This window comes from Acidocella sp. MX-AZ02, from assembly GCF_000306035.1.
In the GTDB taxonomy this organism is placed as follows: domain Bacteria; phylum Pseudomonadota; class Alphaproteobacteria; order Acetobacterales; family Acetobacteraceae; genus Acidocella; species Acidocella facilis.
The window spans coordinates 793459-812886 of the sequence record NZ_JH976208.1 but is presented as its reverse complement, the minus strand read 5'-3'; the positions used below and the strand labels follow the sequence as shown (position 1 = coordinate 812886).

Genomic DNA, 19428 nt, shown 5'->3' with positions numbered 1-19428 from the left:
ATTGTGAGTAAGCGGCTCCACTGAGCCTGCAAAAACACCAAAATTTCCAATGAAATCAATGGCGTGCCATTCGCCATGAAAGCGATAACTGGAAGGCTTTGAATTCGTTATAAAAAAAATTTCGACTACTACGCTTAACCTGAACTTACCCGCAATCCGTCCTTTTCGAAAATTCGTGGAACCATGGAATTACTTTATGGGTGCCGCGTGTTTTGACGTAAAAGAGGATCGGACGCGGTGTGAAACGGCGATATTCTGCCCACCGAGCCCAGCTATTTCGGCTGGCGCAATTGTGGGGTTCCGGCAGGCCCCATCACCGCGTCTGTTTGCTCATGCGCTGTGTAACGAGGATGCAAGTCGCAGGCTGCTTCAAGACCACCGCCGCCGCCCTCCCCGCCGGAATGCCAAGCTCGTTATCGCTCCTGCGACAAGCGGTAGAGCCGGCGTCCCAAATCGATGATATCATCGCGCCAGATGAGGGCGTCCAGCCATTCGGTCGGGATGCCGCTCATCCCATAATGGGCGCCAGCAATCTGCCCAGCGACCGCCCCGACTGTGTCGGCATCGTCACCCAAATTCACCGCGCGCAGAACGATGGCTGCAAATCCGTCAGCGGGTGCAAAAGCCCACAGCGCTGCCTCGAACGTATCCAGCACATAGCCGGTGGATTTCACATCCGCGAGCGCACGGGACGCGATCATGGGGGACACGATCTCGACCGTCTCAGCATGGATTAACCGGAAAAGACATGTCGCGAGATCGGCCGCTATGCTTCGGCACGTCGCATTGCGATGGGTGAGATCGCTCTGGCGCTGCGCGATGTGCACCGCCGCCGCCATTGTGTCTAAATGCGCCAACACCGCCGGGGCCAGGCGCATGATGCCGCCATTGCCGGCACTCCACCCTTCATGTTCCGGAAATGTTCCGTGGTCTCGCCATGTGCCCAGGGCGCTGGCTGTCTGGTTGCCAATGTCAAAGCAATCGCCTGTATGGCTGAAATGGCCGTGCTGCCACCAGCTTAGCCAATTATTCATCAGCGTTGAGGCATCGCTCAAAGTGCGGTCCTGTAGCAGCGCCTCCCCCAGTGCCAGCGCCATCGACGTGTCGTCTGTCCAGCCCCCAACCGGCATATTAAACGCACCGCCACCGCGCATGCCGGTGACGGGGGTAAAGCTGCCACGTGGCCTGAATTCGACAGAGGTGCCGAGTGCATCGCCGACAGCCAAACCAACCAACGCGCCCACTGCGCGATCTTCCAGCGTGCCAGGTTCAATCATGCGGGTCATTCGGAATCCACCATAGAAAACAAAAGAGTAAGCTCTTTTAAGTCTATTCAGACCTTGACAGCCAATTCATATTTCACCCGTGGCGATTTCAAGCCCGGCGATGCCATTCATTTGCACCCACGCGATGCTTGGCGTTCCGTCAATAGTGCCTGAATGGACACGACACAGGTGGCTAAAGTTGAGTCGCCAGTGGCGAATGGCTCTCAGAGCGCCATCCCTAATTACCATAAAAGGCCGCCTCATTCCCGCGTGGGCGGGGAACGCGCTGTCGAGCGTGAAACCCCGCGGATCCCCTGGGCTGAAACAGCCTCTTACTGAAGCGTCTTCAGAAAACTCTTCTGATAAGAGACGAACGCAACCAGGCACATCAGAACGACAACCCCGAAAGCCAGAACGAAAAGTTGAAATTCGGCGGCCTGAACCAGGTACGCCGTCATCACGAGGAGCACGCCCAAGGGTATATCCAGTGCCATCAGAATCTTGAGAATCAGAACTGGGACCTTCCCGTAGTTCCGCAGCGCGGAGGCCCAGAATGTCAGCGGTATGGCCAGGATCCAGAACAAAGGCTGAGCCTGGGGAAACGGATTTGGCGGCGTCAAACCCAATAACATCAGGCAGAGCGCCAATGATGCCAGATAAACCGCCACCGAGCAGATGAAGGTCGGTATGTCGCGCCTCAGCCGTTCCCATTCCGGGCTGCCGTTGCGACCTTTTTTCACGCGCGCCTGCGGCATGTCACTTGTCCGGTGGAGATGAAATCCAGATGATCAAATCATGGGTAGAACCCGTCAGCGCCGAACCCGCCATGCCGATGCCGGCCGAAACGGCCGACAGGAGCCGCAGCTTGATCACGCTGCTGATCTTGGTGGTACTTACCCGCTTCGCGCCCTGCAACGCCAGTTGCTGCGTAACGCGCAATCTTTGCGGCCGGGACATTTGCGCCCCAAACACATTTTGCCACGTGACACCGGTTTCCTTCATGGTTGCGTCCGCTTCCATGATGTCGGTGATGGCCCCCTTTGCCCCGAGCAACGCAACAACATCCAGGCCGCGCATCGTCCACACATATGCGCCGCTGTTATCGAGCCTGGTATTGACGTTTTCATGCCCGCTGAGCATCGCCCCAACCCTGAACACCGATACGGAACAGGATGCCGTCGATGCCACCGCGCCGCCCCAGAGAAACGAGGTGCCCCAAAGCGATTGGCCACCGGTGACAGGCGCGGTCGCGGCGGTCCCCACAACGCCAACCCAGGCGAGCGCGGCGCCGCCGCAATTGAAGCCGAAGGATAGCCATTCCTGAGCCGGAGACGTACTGGCTGTGCGCGGCTTCGCTGCCACGGTCTTGAGAGCAGGGCTTGGACGGACTTCGAAAATGACCGTATCGCCCCTGGAGGGGCTGGCACGCAACGTGCGGGTCATGGCGTTCGCAATTAAAACGATGCCCATGCCCCGCGTTTCGGGCACGGAATCGACGGCTTTGACAAGCACGCTGTCCAAGGGGGGCATCACCAGCCCGAAGCTCAGTTGCGAGGGGTTCGGACTTGATAAGGAAGCGCTCATGATGATCATTCCCCTGGGTATTGGCCTGGGATAGTTTGTGGCAGCATGAGCGCCGTTGCAAGCACTGAAGAGCTCCAGAATGGCTTTTCAACGCCCCGCGTAATTGGCGTTCCGTCAATAGCGACCAATGGGCCCGCTGAGCCCTTCGACGGACTGCGCGGTCGATGTTTCGATCGTCGCCCCCGCGTGGGGGGCGACTACGCAGGCCTGGGCCATTTTTGCGCCCAAGGCGTTTCGATCCACGCCCCCGCGTGGGGGGCGACTCGATTTTGCGCGCTGCCAGCCGTCGCTGAAAATGTTTCGATCCACGCCCCCGCGTGGGGGGCGACGGCACGACGGTGTCCGATGTCGTGCTTTTGCGTGTTTCGATCCACGCCCCCGCGTGGGGGGCGACGCTCCAGCGTGGCTTTCTCTTGCGGGGTCATTTGTTTCGATCCACGCCCCCGCGTGGGGGGCGACATCCGATGTCGCCTAACGTAACCACGCTGATGCCGTTTCGATCCACGCCCCCGCGTGGGGGGCGACTATCGTCGACGGCGAGATCCGCGACCTGGTGGTGTTTCGATCCACGCCCCCGCGTGGGGGGCGACTCCAATCTGGCGTTTATCTCAAGGGCACCCTTGAGTTTCGATCCACGCCCCCGCGTGGGGGGCGACCTGCACATCCGCGCCGGCAACGTCGAGAAGGTTGTTTCGATCCACGCCCCCGCGTGGGGGGCGACGCGCCGGGATCTTCCGGCAGACCTACGCGGCCATGTTTCGATCCACGCCCCCGCGTGGGGGGCGACTCCAGGCAGATGCCTGCCGGGTCGCACACGGTGGTTTCGATCCACGCCCCCGCGTGGGGGGCGACTCCAGGCCGGTTTCTGTCCTGCGGTCGAGAGTGAGTTTCGATCCACGCCCCCGCGTGGGGGGCGACACGGCTTCACCGGCACCATCAAGACCCTCACCCTGTTTCGATCCACGCCCCCGCGTGGGGGGCGACAGGCCCATGCTTTCCTCGCCGTTCCAGCGGATCGGTTTCGATCCACGCCCCCGCGTGGGGGGCGACCCATCCATGCAGATTGGGATGTTTGCGCCAGTAGTTTCGATCCACGCCCCCGCGTGGGGGGCGACGCGTGATCGGCTACAAGAGCTTCGATTATGCGTCGTTTCGATCCACGCCCCCGCGTGGGGGGCGACCCGTGCTCGTCGCCGTGGTGCTCTCCTCAACCGGGTTTCGATCCACGCCCCCGCGTGGGGGGCGACTTGCCCCCTCCCCTCGCCTTCACACGCCAGAAAAGTTTCGATCCACGCCCCCGCGTGGGGGGCGACTTGTCTGGCGGCTTTTACGCGCGCGATAATTGCCGGTTTCGATCCACGCCCCCGCGTGGGGGGCGACACTAAAAGATCAAGCAAAAGAGCAAGATTTGGTGTTTCGATCCACGCCCCCGCGTGGGGGGCGACTGCCGCCACTTAAATATTCCATGGCTTTTGACAAGTTTCGATCCACGCCCCCGCGTGGGGGGCGACTGCATTGGTGCCAGCCGCGTCGCGCTTGCCCATGTTTCGATCCACGCCCCCGCGTGGGGGGCGACTAACCAGGGATAACGCATTGACCATTCGAAGATGTTTCGATCCACGCCCCCGCGTGGGGGGCGACAAACGAGCGTAATCGGCGCTGGCACGTCGATAGAGTTTCGATCCACGCCCCCGCGTGGGGGGCGACTATGACCATAGACGCCGTTGGGCTCTTGGCAGACGTTTCGATCCACGCCCCCGCGTGGGGGGCGACATTTTAGAATAATCAATGTCTTGCTTCTGACCAGTTTCGATCCACGCCCCCGCGTGGGGGGCGACCACTGGCCCGATGTTGTATTTTTTCAATTCCATGTTTCGATCCACGCCCCCGCGTGGGGGGCGACTCGATTTTGCGCGCTGCCAGCCGACGTTGAAAAGGTTTCGATCCACGCCCCCGCGTGGGGGGCGACGGTCAGCTGGAACGATTTCCAGGCCGGGTTGATGTTTCGATCCACGCCCCCGCGTGGGGGGCGACCCCTTGATTATATTCATAGAAATTGCCGGCGTCATTTTTTGCAAATGCGCGAACATCTCACGTCTAACCTCGAAGAGGAGGTTAAATTAACTGCTTCAAAAATAACATATTCAATTATCAAAGATTTTTGTTCTGCGAACCGGCCTGGAGGTAGTTGTCCGCTTCAGGTTCGCGCGGCTAAAATAGCAGAGGGCCTTCTAAATCCACTACTAGCTTTGCACCTACATGCTCAACACGCCGCCGACCATCCGCACCCAGCCGATAAAAGCGCAAACTATCCTCTTTGAGCAGAACCTCGTTGATCAACCGGGCACGCAACTCGACCCACTGCGCAGGGTCTACCTCACATTCAAACACCGAGTTCTGCACGCGTTGCCCATAGTCAAGACAGGCTCGCGCCACTCTCCGCAGCCGCCTCCGACCAGCGGGGGTCGTTGTGCCAACATCGTAGGTAATAAGCATCAGCATGGCCGCTATTTCCAGATAAAGGCCGGATAACCGTCCAGGTCTCCCCGCAAATGTCTCGCCAATAACTGCGCCTGAATATGCGGCACCAAGCCAAGTGTAACCTTCTCGTTCAAAAACGGATGCACCAACTCGTCCTTTTTGCGCTCCTGGTACGCCACCAACACCGTCTTACGGGCATCGTCGGTCAACCTTACCGCTCCCCCTTCTTCAATGACGAAGTCACGCGACGTAAGTTGGCGGCGGTTAATCAGGCTCAGTACGAGGCGATCCGCCAGGATAGGTCGGAACTCCTCCATCAAGTCCAAAGCCAGGCTAGCTCGCCCGGGCCGATCAGCATGGAGAAACCCGACTTGCGGATCGAGCCCCACCCCCTCCAGCGCCGAGCGGCAATCATGCCCCAGCATCGCATAGAGAAAAGAGAGCAAGGCGTTTACCGGGTCCAGCGGAGGACGGCGGGAGCGCACGGAAAAGGAAAACTCTTCAGCGCGGATTAGGTGAGTGAACACGGCAAAATAGACTTGGGCCGCCTCCCCCTCCAGACCACGCAGCAAGGCGACACTATCATTGAGCAATACGCGGCGGACAACGTCCGAGAGCCGCGTCTCTGCACGGGCTAAAGCCCCACAAGCCTCGTCCGTGAGAGTTTCGCCGTGATCTCGGAGTGCCCGACGGACAACGGCGCGCTGGTTGGCCGTCTTGGCCGCGACAATACCCCTTACGATGGGAACGCTACGCCCCCCATCGTCGGCAGAACGGTATTGACCGCGACGGAGCAAGACATTGCCACTGCGCGCGCCTTCCATCCGGGCAAGAAAGCGCCCATTTGGTTCAAGGAACGAAACACAAATTCCTGCCTCGGCGCAGGCAGCCAGGGCGGCCGGCGAAGCGCCTGCTCGACTAAAGCAAATCAGGCCAGAAAGCATATGGAGAGGTGCACGGCCTAACTCCTGCGCTTCAGCCTCCACAACCAAATTTTCACCATCCTTGCGGACCCAGGCATTTTCAGTTGTCACATAAATCGTGTTGAGGTGCCTGCGCATGCTCAACGTCCGATCTGACGTTCGAGCCAGGAGGCGATGCGCGGCGGCGACTGCAAACTCTCTGGAGTGCAAAGATCATGCAGCGAACAATTAGCGCAGCTCGGCCTGAATACCGGCGCGGGCGTTTGACCTGACGTCATTAGTGAGCGGGTCTGCCGTGCAATATCCTGTGTCAAGGTGCGAAGGGTATCGTCAAACGCGACCTCCACACGCCGCCGCGTAACGCCATAAAACAACGCGCCTCGGGGTACAGCGGTACTGAACATCTCCTCCAGACAGATGGCTTGTGCGCAGAGTTGCACCTCGTCGGCACGGTGTGCCTTTGGCTTGCCGCGTTTGTACTCCACGGGGTAAGGCTGACCATCGCGCAGTTCCACGATATCCGCCTTACCTGTCACGCCCAACCCGAAAGACCGAAGAGTAAGCGCACGCAGAATTTTGACATTCTGCCGACGCTCCGACGGTGCAGTATCGGCACGTTGGTGCATAGCCCGGCCTTCTGCCGTGGCTCTATCCTCTGCCCAAAGCTGCTCCACATGAATGAGAGCACACTGCCGAGGGCAGAACAAAAAATGCTGCAAGGCCGACAGCGGAATCAGCGCCTCTTCCTGCGCATCCGTCCCTGGCACCAGGGTCAACGCTCGATCAACTCCACGCCAGCGGGCAAATTGTCACGATCAACGCGAATTTCATAATCATCGAAGCTTCGAGCCGGAGGCCAGTTATCCGTAGCCTCATCGCCGATCGCATGGGTCTGCCCCTTGAAGCGACGCAACGTGGTGATTCGTCCGAACAATTCGTGGGACGGCGCGTTACCGAGAGGCGATTCGTGCCTAAAAATTAACAGCTTACGCTTAGCCATCTCGCCTCGCGCGGCGGAGCGGTCGTGCTCGAACATGTTCTGATCGAGCGCCTCGAACAAAACCTCCAGATCGTCCTGGGTGAAACCCGTGCCCTTCGTGCCGTGTGACGCGAGAGGCGCGGAAACATAGCCATGCACGCGATAAAGCCCGTAGGGGATGATATGTTTGCGGCCCATGGTTCGCTTGTCACCACGCTTTTCGTCATCGCCTTCGGCAAGGTCCTTCTTCTCCTTCTCGCTGGTCGCGGCCATGCGGGTAATAGAGATCTCCAGCGGCAATACCGGCTCGACGGATTCGGCAAAGCTCAGCTGCACCGGGCCCCTCACCTGGCCGCAATTGATACCGGTCGAGAGGACGGCGCCAAAGGCACGGATGTCAAAGAAATTGTCGCACATGAATTTGCGCAGCTTCAGGGCGTCTTCGTCGCTTTTTGGTGTCAGCTTTGCCGCCGTTTTCACGTCCTTGTAGTCCGGGCATTCGGCGATATAGGCTTCACGGTGCTTTTCGTTGAGCACTGCCCCCTCGGTCACATAAATACGATAGCGCGCTCGATCCTCGCGGCTTAGTTCGACCCAATTGCGGATTTTGCGCTTAAGGCAGACATCTGTCACTAGCCCTCGGCTGGTTTCCGGGTCCAAGCGCGGCATGTTGCCGGCATCCGGGTCGCCATTGGGATTGCCATTGGTCACATCGAAGAACAGCACAAAATCGTGCCGCTGCGTCAGGAGCGCGCTCATTCCTTGTTATCCTCTTCCTGTGGCGAAGCGTCGCCAGGACCACGCCAGGCACGCTCATGATAATAACCAACCGCAAAACGCCCCTGCGCTTCGAGGCTTAACGTTTTTGGGAATTCCGTCGGCAAATGAGCAAAAATATCATCTAAGCGACGCTCGACCCACTTACCCTTGCCGCGCTTCATGGCATCAGAAATATGGTTGCGTGCGTTACGCAGGAGGGTTCCGAACACGCGCGCGGGCGTCGCCGAGGCGGCGCCATAATAACGGTCGGCGATGGTGGCATTCACCTTGCCGAGCGCCGCGTATTGCGCGGCTTCGAGCACCGCGAATAGGCGGCCAAGCTGATAGGCCGAATCTGGGTATTCAGTATCGCGTGCCACGGGCAGCGTCTCCTTGGAACGGCGGTTGATACAGGCTTTAATGATCGCGGCGTGCCAGCCGGTAAATGTATCGCCGGCGCGCAGCCGCATAATCACAGCGGCGAGCAATGTGCGCGGATAAGGCTGCCCAGAGAGCACGGCGCGGGTTGTTTCTGCAGCCAGGAGTGGCGGCACATTGTCCCATTTTTCCTGCAGGGCCGTGGTACGGACAAGCAGGTAGTTAATGGATGGCGTGCGCGTCCAAGGCTCAGGCTCGATTCTCAGCGCCTCGAAATGTGAGCCGAGGCGTTCGAAGAAATTACCGAAACTGTCCTCCAGCCAAAACCGTACGGCCAGACGGGCGGCATTGGGGGCCAGACCAAGGATATAAAAGCGCGTATTGGGCTCAAGGGCTGGAAACGCCCCGGGCAGCCGCCCGGCACGGATATCCGCCAAGGTTTCGCGGAGCTTATTGGCCTCGGAGGGATCATCTGGCGGCTCCATGAACATCGCCATAGCCTCTTCGGCGGCGCGGGCGGAGGCTTCACCTCCCCCATCCGCATCGGCCCAGAAGGCGATCGTCGTATCGCCGATTTTGAGCCGATTGCGGCTGTCGCGGTCCAGGAGACGGTTCAGCGCCGTGCCGTAGCGAAAAGCTGCCTGAACAGAGGTCGGAGCATTGGCTCCGCTATCGGCCCCATAAGAGGTAAAAGCATCCGCATTATACGAAACCAACCTCGCCCCGGAACTCTGCGCGCCGTCAACGCCTTGAATGGCGGGATGCAGCCGCTCGATAGGCTGTTTTTCACCCGTCACCAAGCAAATGCTGGCTTTCCACACCTGTGCTGGCACTCCGATCAGCCGTTGTGCCGCCGAACGCTCATGCAGATATTCAAGCGGCCCACCCGCCAGGCCGAACACGACGTTCTTATCCAACATGTCCGGCGTGAATCGACCATCCTCGGAGAATGTTTCAGGCCGCCATGAGTCGATAAAAGTCAACAAAGCCGCCAATCCAGCATCGTTCGTGCCCGCCAAACGCTCGTGATGCAGGCGTGCGAATTCCGCGTGCTCCTTCTCGAAAAATCGAACTGATTTCTTGTCTTTGTCCCGCCCAATGCCCAGCGTATAAGCCGTCTTGTCCCAAAGAAAATTACTGCAGACACCAGAGGTACGGATCACTTCCTGCGGTACCGCCAGCCTGCGCGCTTGCGGCTTCTTTTTTGTATAATCGTTCAGATCCTCTACCTTGGCGATGGTGCCATCTGGGTTCAACCACAGGCAAAGTTCGATGGACTTCCTTGAATATCCTGGGGGCTCGGCATCACCCCGCGCCGCCATACGGCCATAGTAACGATTGAGCGACTGAAGAATCGTCACGCCACCATCCCCTCGGCGGCTAATTTGGCGACGTCGAGCACCCCCTCTTCAAGTCGGGCACGAAAGAAGCGTGAGGTATTGCCGTTGACGAAATCGATATCGTGCAGCATCCAACCCAGATCTCGGTTTTGGTCGGCCACAGGCAAGGTGCTGGCGGGCATTGGCGCGCCATCCTGGATCAAAGCGAAATCGGCGGCGAACTCCCGCGTCCCTAGGCACGGCCGGTGAAAACATTGCCCACTTGCCGCCCGGCGGTTGAACATTGAAATATGCTTGGCTTCGGTATCTTCAGCGCCGGCTTTGTCGGTAAGGCTAAAATGCGCCTCTATGACATAAGCGGCATCCCGCAACAGCGTTGTCGAGCGCTGGGTACCAATGCCGCCTCCAGCCGACAGCCACACCCCCTTCAGGTCGCGGCGCTTCATGGCGCTTCGCGCCGTTGATTCCGAGATTTTGTCGTTCACCTCGTTACGCCGGATGGTTTGAAAGCTAATCGGCTTCAACACGTGAATCCGGTCAACATGCCACCGGAGCGCGGGCTTCCAATGAATCGCCTCCAAAATCCCTCGCGCGGCGGAGGGCGTCATCACATCGTATGAAACGCGTTCAACCTTCATCTCGGGGCGGGTAAAGCAGGCATATTGCCCCCACACATGCAGACGGATGCCGTAACTCATGAGAGGCCGCTCCGAATCCCTTTATTTACACGCCCAGCGTGTCTCAAATCTCAAAACCGCGCAACCTCATATTAAAAGAACTTTAAAAAATCAGTACCCCCTCATCACTGGTCAGCAAACCCGTCGTGTCATCATATAGACGGGAATTCTCAACCAGCATGAACCGCTCACCATAGTCTTCGGGGCGAATTGGCTGGATGCCGCCACTTGCACGCAGGACCTTCCACATCGCCTCTGGCACCGGCACCGTGAATAGCTGGAGTTTGCGCATGACGTTGCGGGGCGGCACAGGGGCGGCTCTCAGCGCCGCCAGTGCCTCAGTCACACGGCCTTGCCAATTGACGATAACGCCTCGCATCGTTTCGTCGATTAATTTGAAGGCCTCTGCGATACTCGCGAAGGGGAGATCAGCATCGCTGATGGCCTTTAAAACACCCGGAAGCCCGTCGATCATCAACGCATCCAGACGCTCCGCGCCTCTATTAAAGTAAAGCTCTCGAAAGTAGCGATGAACCGCATCGAGCCCGAGCGGATCAGGCATGTTCAGCGCGCCTTCAGCGGCCTGTGCGAAGGCGCGAAAGGCTTTTGGCGCTTGCCTGGCGGCCGGTGTGAACACGACCACACGCCCCAAACCCGCCTGCTTGCCTTCCCTGTTACAGCGCCCCGCCGCCTGGGCAATCGAGTCAAGGCCAGTTCTGGCCCGCCAAACCTCGGCGAAATCGATATCGACTCCGGCCTCGATCAAGCTCGTCGCGACCAGCCGAACCGGGCGTTGGTCAGCCAAATCTTCGCGGATTTGTGTCAGCACCTCGCTCCGATGGGCGGCGCACATCAAGGTTGTCAAATGCCGTGCGCCGGGCAAAGCTGCAATTTCATCAAACAACGACTTGGCATGGGCTCTACTGTTGACAATGCACAGCATGCGCTCCTGCTCAGCGAAGCGGGCCGCGATGTCGGCATCCGTCACCGGAGAGGGCAAGACCTCAACACGCACACGCTTCAGCGCTGCGAACAGGCCGACTGGGTCTGGCGCTAATTCCCGACTCTGAGGGATATCGAGCCCTAGCTGACGGGAGCCTTTGATGCTGGGCAATGCACCGTCCTGCCGCCGCCAAGCCGGTTGAGTGGCGGTGCACAGCACGACGGAGGCACCGTAATTCAGTGTCAGCTCCTCCAGTGCCGCCAGACACGGGCGCAACACCGGCAAAGGTAGGGTCTGGGCTTCATCGAGCACGATCACGCTCCGCGCCATATTGTGCAGTTTGCGGCAGGCCGAAGGCTTAGCGGCGAACAAACTCTCGAAAAACTGCACCGCCGTAGTCACGATGATGGGCGAGACCCAGTTTTCCGTTGCGTTGCGGAGTTTCTGGACACCGTCAGGGTCGCCTTCCTTCTCCGCCTCCTCCCAATCCAGGCCGCTATGATGTTCGAGCACATCCTCGTCGCCCAGGGCATTCTTGAAGACCTGCGCGGTCTGATCGATGATCGACGTGTATGGCGCGACATAGATAACGCGGCACAGCCCATGCTTTACCGCATGCCTCAGAGCGAAGGAGAGCGACGCCAGAGTTTTGCCGCCCCCCGTTGGCACAGTCATGGTAAATAGCCCTGGCGGCAATTCGGCGCGCGCCACCGCATGTGTCAAAATTTGATGGCGTAAGCCGTTGAGCCCCAGCGCCTGATCCTTGGTAATCCCCGCCATGAAGCGGGCGAGACGGGTTTGGAGCGTAGAGATGGCGGAGAAGCCATCCCGCTTCAGAGTGGCTCCGGGACTATAGAACGCCTCGGTGGCCAGAAAATCCGCGTCCACCAAACAGGAGAATAACATCCGTACGAAAAACGCTTGGCTAAAATTTTTTTCCGGGTTTCGCCGTTTATCTGCAAGCGAAGTCAGCGCCGGTAGGGCACCTGTATACGCTTCCCAGCCAGTGTATTTTTCCAATTTCTTGCAGAGCCGCTCGTTTAGCATCTTGCCGTCAGCTAAGCCGGCATGGTGTCCAGCGATCGCAAAGGCCAAAAACCGCCCCGGCAACCCAAATTGCTGTACAGCTTCCCGCGCTCCCGCTGTGCTGTGGTCAGGACTGCTCCCCTTGCCTCGAATATAGGATTGATAAGCATCCGAGGCTTTGCCGATGTCATGTAAAAGACCCGCAACATGTGCCCAAACGCCCAGGCCCAACGGATCTCCAAATTTTCCCGCCATGCCCGCGACATCGCGCAGGTGATCGCTCAACGGCTCCCATAGGGTCTCATCGGAGAGATTTGGCACCGAGTGGGCAAACCGTTTCATAACCGCACAATAACCCGGCAGCCAGCGATATACGATACGATAAGTCCGAATTTGTCGATTTTCGGGGGGAGGATCACGATCTGCACCACTTGGCAGACACTGCCCCGGCCCCCCGCGAATCGGACGCCATGATGCCTCGTTCACTTTCACGAGGTATCCATGACCAATGCGTTCCGTTCTTTTCTCCCGGCCCAGGCCCGCACTGCGGCTGACCGCCCTGTCGAGGGGCTAATCAAGCTCGCGGCAGCCGCCAAGCTTCTCGGCGTCTCGGCCGTGACCATTCGCCGCCGGGTGGCCGATGGCTCGCTTACGCCCGTGCGCATCAACGGGCGGCTCTACTTCGAGCCCGCCGAACTGCGCGTCTTCATCGCACGCCACCGCGAGCTTTGAACGCCATGACCCGCCAGAGGGGATGTGCGCGTCTGATCACGTCTGAGCGCGTTCGATCAGGCGCACACAATAACACCGGCCCTCTTCAACAAAAAAAAAACCCCTACCCCTTCTTGTGACTGATAAGGAATGATCATGTTTGATTGCGTAAGTAACGCGACGATCACCCCGGCCATCGATGCGCCGGTTCTAAATCCCTCGCCCGCGACCCGCTTCAGCGACGTGCTGATCGCCGTGCAGAACGCCCCCGGCCTCACTCCAAAGGTCCGTGAAAACCTGCGCGGCGCGGTGACCAAAGCGGCCAGCCTCGTCTCAGCCCAGGGCCTGCACGGCCCTGTTGATATCGAAAAGCTTCGCCGCAAATTCGAGCGCCTGACCCCTGCCCTCCTGGGCATGAAGACCGACAACGCCATGGCGGCGTTCAAGTCGAATCTGCGACGGGCGCTGCGGCTGGCCGGCCACGATATCATGCCCGGCCGGCATGTCACGCCGCTCTCGCCGGACTGGACCGCGCTGATGGCCAAGCTTGGCGGCGCCCCCATCGCCATCAAACTCAGCCGCTTCGCCCATGTCGCCTCAGCAAAAGGCTGGGCACCCGATGAGATCACCCAGGCGCATCTGACCCGCTTTGGCGCCATTCTGCGAGAGACCAATCTCGGCTCCAAGGCGGACAAGCTCGTGCGTGGCACAGTCGCCGCCTGGGCGCATGGTCGCCGGCACTGCCCTGACTGGCCCGGCATCGATCTCGGCGCCCCACTCGCCGAAACTCGCTTTTATGCGCTGCCCTGGTCGAGCTTCCCGGCAGGCTTTGCCGAGGACGTAGAGAGTTGGCTGGCCCGCCCGGAGGCTGAGCTCGAACATCTGCTCGCCGCCATCAGCAAGACTGGCTCGCTGCCCGTGCCAGCCTCTCCCAAAGGCCGCAATAATGGCACGCTACGTGCTAGGACCATATCCAACTATCGCGACGCGCTGCGCCGGGCAGCCTCGATCCTGGTGCGGACGGGGCATTGCGACGCGGCACACATCACCAGCCTCACCACAGTGGTTGGCGTCGCGGAACTTCAATGCGTGCTGAGCTTTCTCGCGGCGCGGACAGGCCGGCAGAAAGGTGGCCATCTCGGCTATATCGCCTTCCTCTATTACTTCATCGCCCGGGATTATCTTCGGCTGCCTCAGGGCAAAATCACGCAGCTGGAATATCTCTGGACGAGCCTGCGCGGCGCCCCTGGCGAGATGTCCCCACGCAGCTTTGAGCGGCTGTGCCAATTCGATGATGACGCCAAGACCGTCAACATGGCGCTATTGCCCACATCCCTGGCCCGCGCCGCACGCAAGCGAGATAAGGTCGATACCAGGGCGATCAAGCTGATGCGTACCGCGCTATTCACGGCCATCGCGCTGGATACCGGGCTTCGCGTCGGCAACATCGTCAATTTGCAGCTCGACAAGCACGTGACATTCGCCACCCGCAACAAGCAGCGCATCGCGGTCCTGACCAATCCCGGCGAGGAGGTCAAAAACGGCCGCACGCTGATCTCGGAATTGCGCCCGGAGAGCACGGCGCTGCTGGATCTCTGGCTGGCCGAATATCGACCGGGTACATGCGCGCCCGAGCGCCTGCAGGCTCCCTACCTGTTCCCCAGCCAGTCCGGCGGGCATCTGGCGACCAGCCTGGCGCTGCAAAGCTTCAAGGATCTTGCCGCCTACCATGCCGGGCTCGATGTGACGCCCCATGTGACACGCGCCTATCTCGGCAAACTGCTGCTGGAGGAGAATCCGGACGCGCACAGCACCGTGCAGGCCGTGCTGGGCCATAACAGCGTGGAGACAACGCTGCGTTTTTACGCGCCGGTCCGACCGCTGCTCGCCAAACGCCGGGCGCAGAGGCTGTTGCTTGCCAAACAGCAACAGCGTTCCGGCCAACGCGCACTGCTGAAAGGACAACAGAATGAGCGCTGAGTTAGCACCACGCCGCGCCATGCCATTTGCGGAGTGGCCCGAGCAGGACCGCGTTGCGTGGCTGGCGGCGCAGCAGCCCAGCCCGTTCATGGTCCAACCGCCACCGCTTTGCCGTTGGTGCTCCCGGCAACGCCACGAAGCCGGCAGGCATTACGGCGTGTGGCTGCGTCATCTCGAACAAAACGAACCTTCCCTACTGGCACAGCCATTGGCCAGCCGGATGACCACCGGGCGGCTGGCGCTCTTCCTTCAGGCGCGCGGAAAACAGCTCCAGCCCGGCACACTCGCAAAATCCGTCAACGATCTTTACGGTGTCATGCGCAGCCTGGCGCCGGATCACGACTGGGGCTGGCTGCAGCAGATGCGCAACCTTCTCTCCAGCCATGCCAAACGCCAGCCAGCAAAAGCCAAGGCTCTAACCCACGCCAATGAATTGCTGAACGTCGGGCACGAACTGATCGAAGCGGCCTTCGCTGGCACCGCCACGATCCAGGACCCGTTGGCCTACCGGGACGGGCTGATCATTCTGATGCTGATCCTGGTGCCCGTGCGCATCACCCAGTTCTCAGTGATCCGTCTGGATGAGCATCTGCATCAGGCACAAGATGGCGAATGGCGGTTGCAATGGGCGGCTGAGGAAACAAAAACCCGCAAGGCCGCCATTCATCCTTTGCCACCGGAGCTGGTTGAGGTGTTGCACTTATATATAGAGCAGGTGCGCCCCCGCCTGCTCGCCAAGGCGCCTGCCTGTACCGACGACGGCGCGCTCTGGATCGGTGTGAGCGGCCGGCCGGTGAGCGCTCAGGTCTTACGCAAGATCATCGCGGCGCGCACAAAGGCCGCCCTCGGCTATAGCATCAACCCGCATGCCTTCCGTGCCTCGGCGGCAAGTACCTACGCTATCGAGGCGCCAGACCATGCCCGCGAAGCGCCCGCTCTGCTCGACCACAGCAACCCGCGCACCACCGAGCGTTATTATCTGCTCGGCCAACGCGCCAAACATCTGCTCGCCGCGCATGAGGCACTGCGCCACGCGGGCCGACAAACAAGGTGACGCCTTGCGGCCTCGTGTGGGCCGCCCCCTTAGAACGGGGGCAGCCCCTTGCGAGAAGAAGACCGGAGCTTCCGATTAAGCTGCTGTTTTAAAAGCATTTATTTTTCATTTCTCAAGCTTTTTCTCTTGCCCTGGCCTGGCTGGCGGCTAAGATTCCGTTTTTAACCCAAAAGGAGTTTTGCTTTGACACTCGTGCTTTCCATCGAAAGCGGTGAGCGTATCACCGTGGGCGATGATCACTTCACCGCGTTCACCGCGCCACCGCGCCTTGTCTCGTCGGAGACCACCTACCTTTTATCTGAAGACGGCATCGACCTGCCCGGCGGTGTCACTGTGTCCCTGTCCTCCTTGCCGGCGCGCTCCGGCGTGATGCTGTGCTTCATCGGCCCCGCGCATGTACGCATCATCCGTCACCGTCAGGGGCCTGCGGCATGAGCGGATTGAATGGACGGGTCTATCATTTTGACCTTCTCATCGAGATCACTGACGCTTTGGCCTTCTCCTCAGGCGAACTCGCCGCCCACCTCGCAGAGGCGATCTTCGAGCTGGACCACCTCAACTTGCTCTTCCCCGGCCTCAACGTGCCGGAACCCGGTGAGCGCGTTCTCGCTGTGAGCCTGCAACAAACCGGATATGGCCGCCGCGCCTCCATGCCCAGCGCCGCCAGCCTACCGGCAGCCTCACCCCCCGCCAGTGCTGAGCAGCAGGACTTGCTCTCGTCTCTGGAAGATGCCGGCATGCGCGTCGGCGACATGATGCGGGATCTGCGGCTGATCAAAGCCAAGGCCGAAGCCTTCGTGGAACGCCTGACTGCAAATACCGCCTGGACCAAACCGCAAACCAAGATCGCCACGGATATGGTGGCGGCAATTGAGGCGCTTCTCGAATCGCACGCGACGCATATCGCGCCGCAGCTGTAGTTGTGGCGGCTTGAACACGACGAGTCGCAACCACGAAGCCCTCAGCCGCCGGATCAAAAAATCCGGCGGTCCCCTCTGATGTCGTATTTTTCCGCTGATCCAATTGCAAAACACCTCGTTGCAATTGGAATTTGGCTCGAATTAGGTGCCACGGTGCAGGCCACCCAAAAATTTTCGGTGCAGCACCTCGATACTCGCGCCCATGCGCAAGCGTGGGAACACCGAATCGGGCCTGCCAAGCCGCCGGGAGCAAAATCTCCCGGCGGTTGAGCGCGTGGCTGCGCCCACCCTACCTGTCACCGATCAGGAACACGCCTTGTTCGCAGCTTTATTCGGCAACCTGATCAATCAGATCCTCTCGGAACCAGACAAATGAAGCTCCGCATTGCTCCCGCCCCCGCGCCTGCCATCACGGCCAGGCGCGGGGTGGTCTACGCCCGCGTCTCCACCGTCCGTCAGGCGGAAGCCGATCTGTCCATCCCCGATCAGATCGCCCAGGCCAGATCCTGGTGTGAGCGCCAGGGGCATGAGCTGGTGCGCGAGTATATCGAGCCGGGTGCCTCCGGGACCGATGAGAGCCGGCAGGTCTTTCAACAATTGCTCGCCGATGCCCGCCTGCAGCCGCGCCCGTTCGACATCGTTGTCGTGCACAGCTTCAGCCGCTTCGCGCGCGACAATCTGGCCTACGCGCTGGCGAAGCGAACATTGAGCAAAGCCGGCATCGCCATCCAATCCATCACCCAGCCTCTCGCCGATGACCCTACCGGCCAGATGGTCGAGAGCATTCTCGTCGCCTTCGATGCCTACACTTCGAAGGAGATTGGCAAACACACCGCCCGCGCCATGAAGGAGAATGCCCGCCAGGGATTCTGGAATGGCAGCCGCCCGCCCTTTGGCTATCAAGTTGTCCAGGCCGAACAGCGCGGCCAGAAGGTCAAAAAGCGGCTGGAGATCGTCCCGGCCGAGGCCGCGCTCGTGCGCCGCATCTTTGGCCTCTACCAGGGGGCGGAAGGCGTGCAGCTCGGCGTGAAGGCCATCGTTACCAAACTGAACGCAAGCGGCGAGCGTTTTCGGGGCAAACCGTTCATGATCTCCAACATTCATCGCATCCTGACCGGCGAGACCTACATGGGCCAGCATTGGTTCAACGTGCAGGACAGCCGGACCGGCGCCATTCGCCCGCGCGAGGAGTGGATCAGCGTCGAGGTGCCGCGCATCATCTCCCGCGAAACCTGGGAAGCGGTGCAGGCGCAATTGCGCGAACGCGCCCCGAACAGAACGCCCGCGCGGGTGGTGAGCTCGCCAACCTTGCTGACCGGCATTGCCATCTGCGCCCATTGCGGCGCGGGCATGACGCTGCGGACCGGCAAAGGCTATCGCTATTACACCTGCGCCGGACGCGCCCAGAAGGGGCCTACGCGCTGCGGAGGCTGCACCGTCTCGATGCCCAAGCTCGACCACGCGGTGATCGACACGCTGTCCGAGCGCATCTTCGCGCCTGACAGGCTTGCCAACCTCGTCTCTGCTTATCTCGACAAGGCCAAGGCCGACGCCCAGCAGCAGCGCAGCCAACTCGGCCAGATCAAGGCCGACCTGACCGAGACGGACGGCGCCATCAAGCGCCTGCTGCGCATGGTCGAAGACGGGCTGATGGAGGTCGACGATCCCGCGCTGCGCGAACGCATGACCGCGCTGAAAGCCAAACGTAAAACCCTCACCGCGCAGCTTGACCAGGCGTCCGCCCTGCAACCGACCAACCGCCCGCAGCTTACAGAGGCCAAACTCCAGCGCCTCAGCGAAACCGTCCGCGCCACTTTGCACAAAGCGCCGCCGGACCTGCGCAAGGCCTACATCAAATTATTCGTGGACAAGGTTGTCGTCAGCAAACAGGCGATTGAACTCACCGGGCCGAAATCTCTGATTGTGCGGGCTGCTCTTGCTGACCTGCCAAACACGCCGAACGAAGTTATTACTTTTGTTCGGGAATGGCGTCCCCAAGGGGATTCGAACCCCTGTTACCGCCGTGAAAGGGCGATGTCCTAGGCCTCTAGACGATGGGGACTAAAGGTGGGGCGCTGCTTAATCTACCGTGCGGGGCCTGACAAGCGGCAAAGCATCTTTTTTTGCGCGCTCATATCGCCCCTCCCGGCAGGCGGCGGAGCAATATTTCACTTGGTCCCAGGTTTTCGCCCATTTCCGCCGCCAGGCGAAGGGGCGGCCGCAGGCCGGGCAGATTTTTTCGGGCCGCGCGCTCTTCACGGCCCGGCCAGCACCGCATGGCTCTGGCCGGTGGCGGGGTCCAGCAGCAGCACGCGCTCGCCCTGCGGGCCGCGCACCCAGATCGCCAGTTCCGCCCCGGCGCTGGCGATTCCCGCCACGCGCTCGCCCGGTTGCAACGCCACCATGCC

Annotated in this window: 17 protein-coding genes, 1 tRNA gene, 1 pseudogene and 1 CRISPR repeat array; of the genes and pseudogenes, 7 read left to right on the top strand and 12 right to left on the bottom strand. The window is 60.4% G+C overall.

Translation table 11 applies throughout. The annotated features are described in order from the left end of the window. Positions 1 to 413 precede the first annotated feature (413 nt). From MXAZACID_RS12130 to MXAZACID_RS12090, 10 genes are all read right to left on the bottom strand, one after another. Positions 414 to 1286, bottom strand: coding sequence for an ADP-ribosylglycohydrolase family protein (locus MXAZACID_RS12130; RefSeq protein ID WP_051060331.1), 873 nt, complete (start codon positions 1284 to 1286; stop codon positions 414 to 416). 311 nt (positions 1287 to 1597) lie between these two features. Then, entirely contained in the window at positions 1598 to 2020 is a 423-nt protein-coding gene (locus MXAZACID_RS12125) for a hypothetical protein (RefSeq protein WP_008494669.1), read from the bottom strand. 1 nt (position 2021) lies between these two features. Next, the gene (locus MXAZACID_RS12120) at positions 2022 to 2858 is read right to left on the bottom strand and encodes a hypothetical protein (protein WP_008494668.1); all 837 of its coding nucleotides are present in this window, start codon (positions 2856 to 2858) and stop codon (positions 2022 to 2024) included. A 157-nt stretch (positions 2859 to 3015) separates the two neighbouring features. Continuing rightward, positions 3016 to 4883: direct repeats of the CRISPR family, unit length 32 nt; unit sequence GTTTCGATCCACGCCCCCGCGTGGGGGGCGAC. A 177-nt stretch (positions 4884 to 5060) separates the two neighbouring features. Beyond that, entirely contained in the window at positions 5061 to 5351 is a 291-nt protein-coding gene (cas2, locus tag MXAZACID_RS18330; protein ID WP_008494667.1) for a CRISPR-associated endonuclease Cas2, read from the bottom strand. A gap of 5 nt (positions 5352 to 5356) precedes the next feature. Next, positions 5357 to 6391, bottom strand: a complete 1035-nt coding sequence (gene cas1c, locus MXAZACID_RS12115) for a type I-C CRISPR-associated endonuclease Cas1c (protein ID WP_008494665.1) — start codon at positions 6389 to 6391, stop codon at positions 5357 to 5359. Positions 6392 to 6393: 2 nt separating this feature from the next. Further along, complete coding sequence (gene cas4, locus MXAZACID_RS12110) at positions 6394 to 7020, bottom strand: CRISPR-associated protein Cas4 (protein WP_240376648.1); 627 nt, start codon at positions 7018 to 7020, stop codon at positions 6394 to 6396. Between the two features lie 5 nt (positions 7021 to 7025). Next, positions 7026 to 7991 carry a type I-C CRISPR-associated protein Cas7/Csd2 gene (gene cas7c / locus MXAZACID_RS12105; protein WP_008494663.1) on the bottom strand — a complete coding sequence of 322 codons (966 nt, stop codon included), beginning with the start codon at positions 7989 to 7991 and terminating at the stop codon, positions 7026 to 7028. Beyond that, entirely contained in the window at positions 7988 to 9730 is a 1743-nt protein-coding gene (gene cas8c, locus MXAZACID_RS12100) for a type I-C CRISPR-associated protein Cas8c/Csd1 (protein ID WP_144052759.1), read from the bottom strand. Before cas8c ends, cas7c begins: the two co-directional genes overlap by 4 nt. Further along, positions 9727 to 10407: a type I-C CRISPR-associated protein Cas5c gene (gene cas5c / locus MXAZACID_RS12095; RefSeq protein WP_008494661.1), complete on the bottom strand. Its 681-nt coding sequence runs from the start codon at positions 10405 to 10407 to the stop codon at positions 9727 to 9729. Before cas5c ends, cas8c begins: the two co-directional genes overlap by 4 nt. Before the next feature lie 82 nt (positions 10408 to 10489). Continuing rightward, positions 10490 to 12697, bottom strand: coding sequence for a CRISPR-associated endonuclease Cas3'' (locus MXAZACID_RS12090; RefSeq protein ID WP_008494660.1), 2208 nt, complete (start codon positions 12695 to 12697; stop codon positions 10490 to 10492). 159 nt (positions 12698 to 12856) lie between these two features. Between MXAZACID_RS12090 and MXAZACID_RS12085 the strand changes: the two genes are divergently transcribed. The 7 genes and pseudogenes from MXAZACID_RS12085 to MXAZACID_RS20490 form a co-directional block, all read left to right on the top strand. After that, positions 12857 to 13087, top strand: coding sequence for a helix-turn-helix domain-containing protein (locus MXAZACID_RS12085; RefSeq protein WP_008494659.1), 231 nt, complete (start codon positions 12857 to 12859; stop codon positions 13085 to 13087). A 135-nt stretch (positions 13088 to 13222) separates the two neighbouring features. Further along, the gene (locus tag MXAZACID_RS12080) at positions 13223 to 15046 is read left to right on the top strand and encodes a tyrosine-type recombinase/integrase (RefSeq protein WP_008494658.1); all 1824 of its coding nucleotides are present in this window, start codon (positions 13223 to 13225) and stop codon (positions 15044 to 15046) included. Beyond that, entirely contained in the window at positions 15036 to 16100 is a 1065-nt protein-coding gene (locus MXAZACID_RS12075) for a tyrosine-type recombinase/integrase (protein ID WP_083878698.1), read from the top strand. Before MXAZACID_RS12080 ends, MXAZACID_RS12075 begins: the two co-directional genes overlap by 11 nt. 183 nt (positions 16101 to 16283) lie before the next feature. Next, complete coding sequence (locus MXAZACID_RS12070) at positions 16284 to 16535, top strand: hypothetical protein (protein WP_008494656.1); 252 nt, start codon at positions 16284 to 16286, stop codon at positions 16533 to 16535. Continuing rightward, a complete protein-coding gene (locus MXAZACID_RS12065) occupies positions 16532 to 17020 on the top strand; it encodes a hypothetical protein (protein WP_008494655.1) in 489 nt (162 codons plus the stop codon). The genes MXAZACID_RS12070 and MXAZACID_RS12065 overlap by 4 nt, the downstream gene beginning before the upstream one ends. 78 nt (positions 17021 to 17098) lie before the next feature. Continuing rightward, positions 17099 to 17290, top strand: coding sequence for a hypothetical protein (locus MXAZACID_RS19780; protein ID WP_144052758.1), 192 nt, complete (start codon positions 17099 to 17101; stop codon positions 17288 to 17290). Between the two features lie 102 nt (positions 17291 to 17392). Then, positions 17393 to 18439: pseudogene (locus MXAZACID_RS20490) on the top strand (recombinase family protein); the annotation flags it as partial. Between the two features lie 567 nt (positions 18440 to 19006). Here MXAZACID_RS20490 and MXAZACID_RS12055 read toward each other — a convergent pair. Both MXAZACID_RS12055 and MXAZACID_RS18315 read right to left on the bottom strand, forming a co-directional pair. Next, a tRNA-Glu gene (locus MXAZACID_RS12055) sits at positions 19007 to 19082 on the bottom strand. A gap of 17 nt (positions 19083 to 19099) precedes the next feature. Then, a complete protein-coding gene (locus MXAZACID_RS18315) occupies positions 19100 to 19279 on the bottom strand; it encodes a DUF2256 domain-containing protein (protein ID WP_008494652.1) in 180 nt (59 codons plus the stop codon). Positions 19280 to 19428 lie beyond the last annotated feature (149 nt).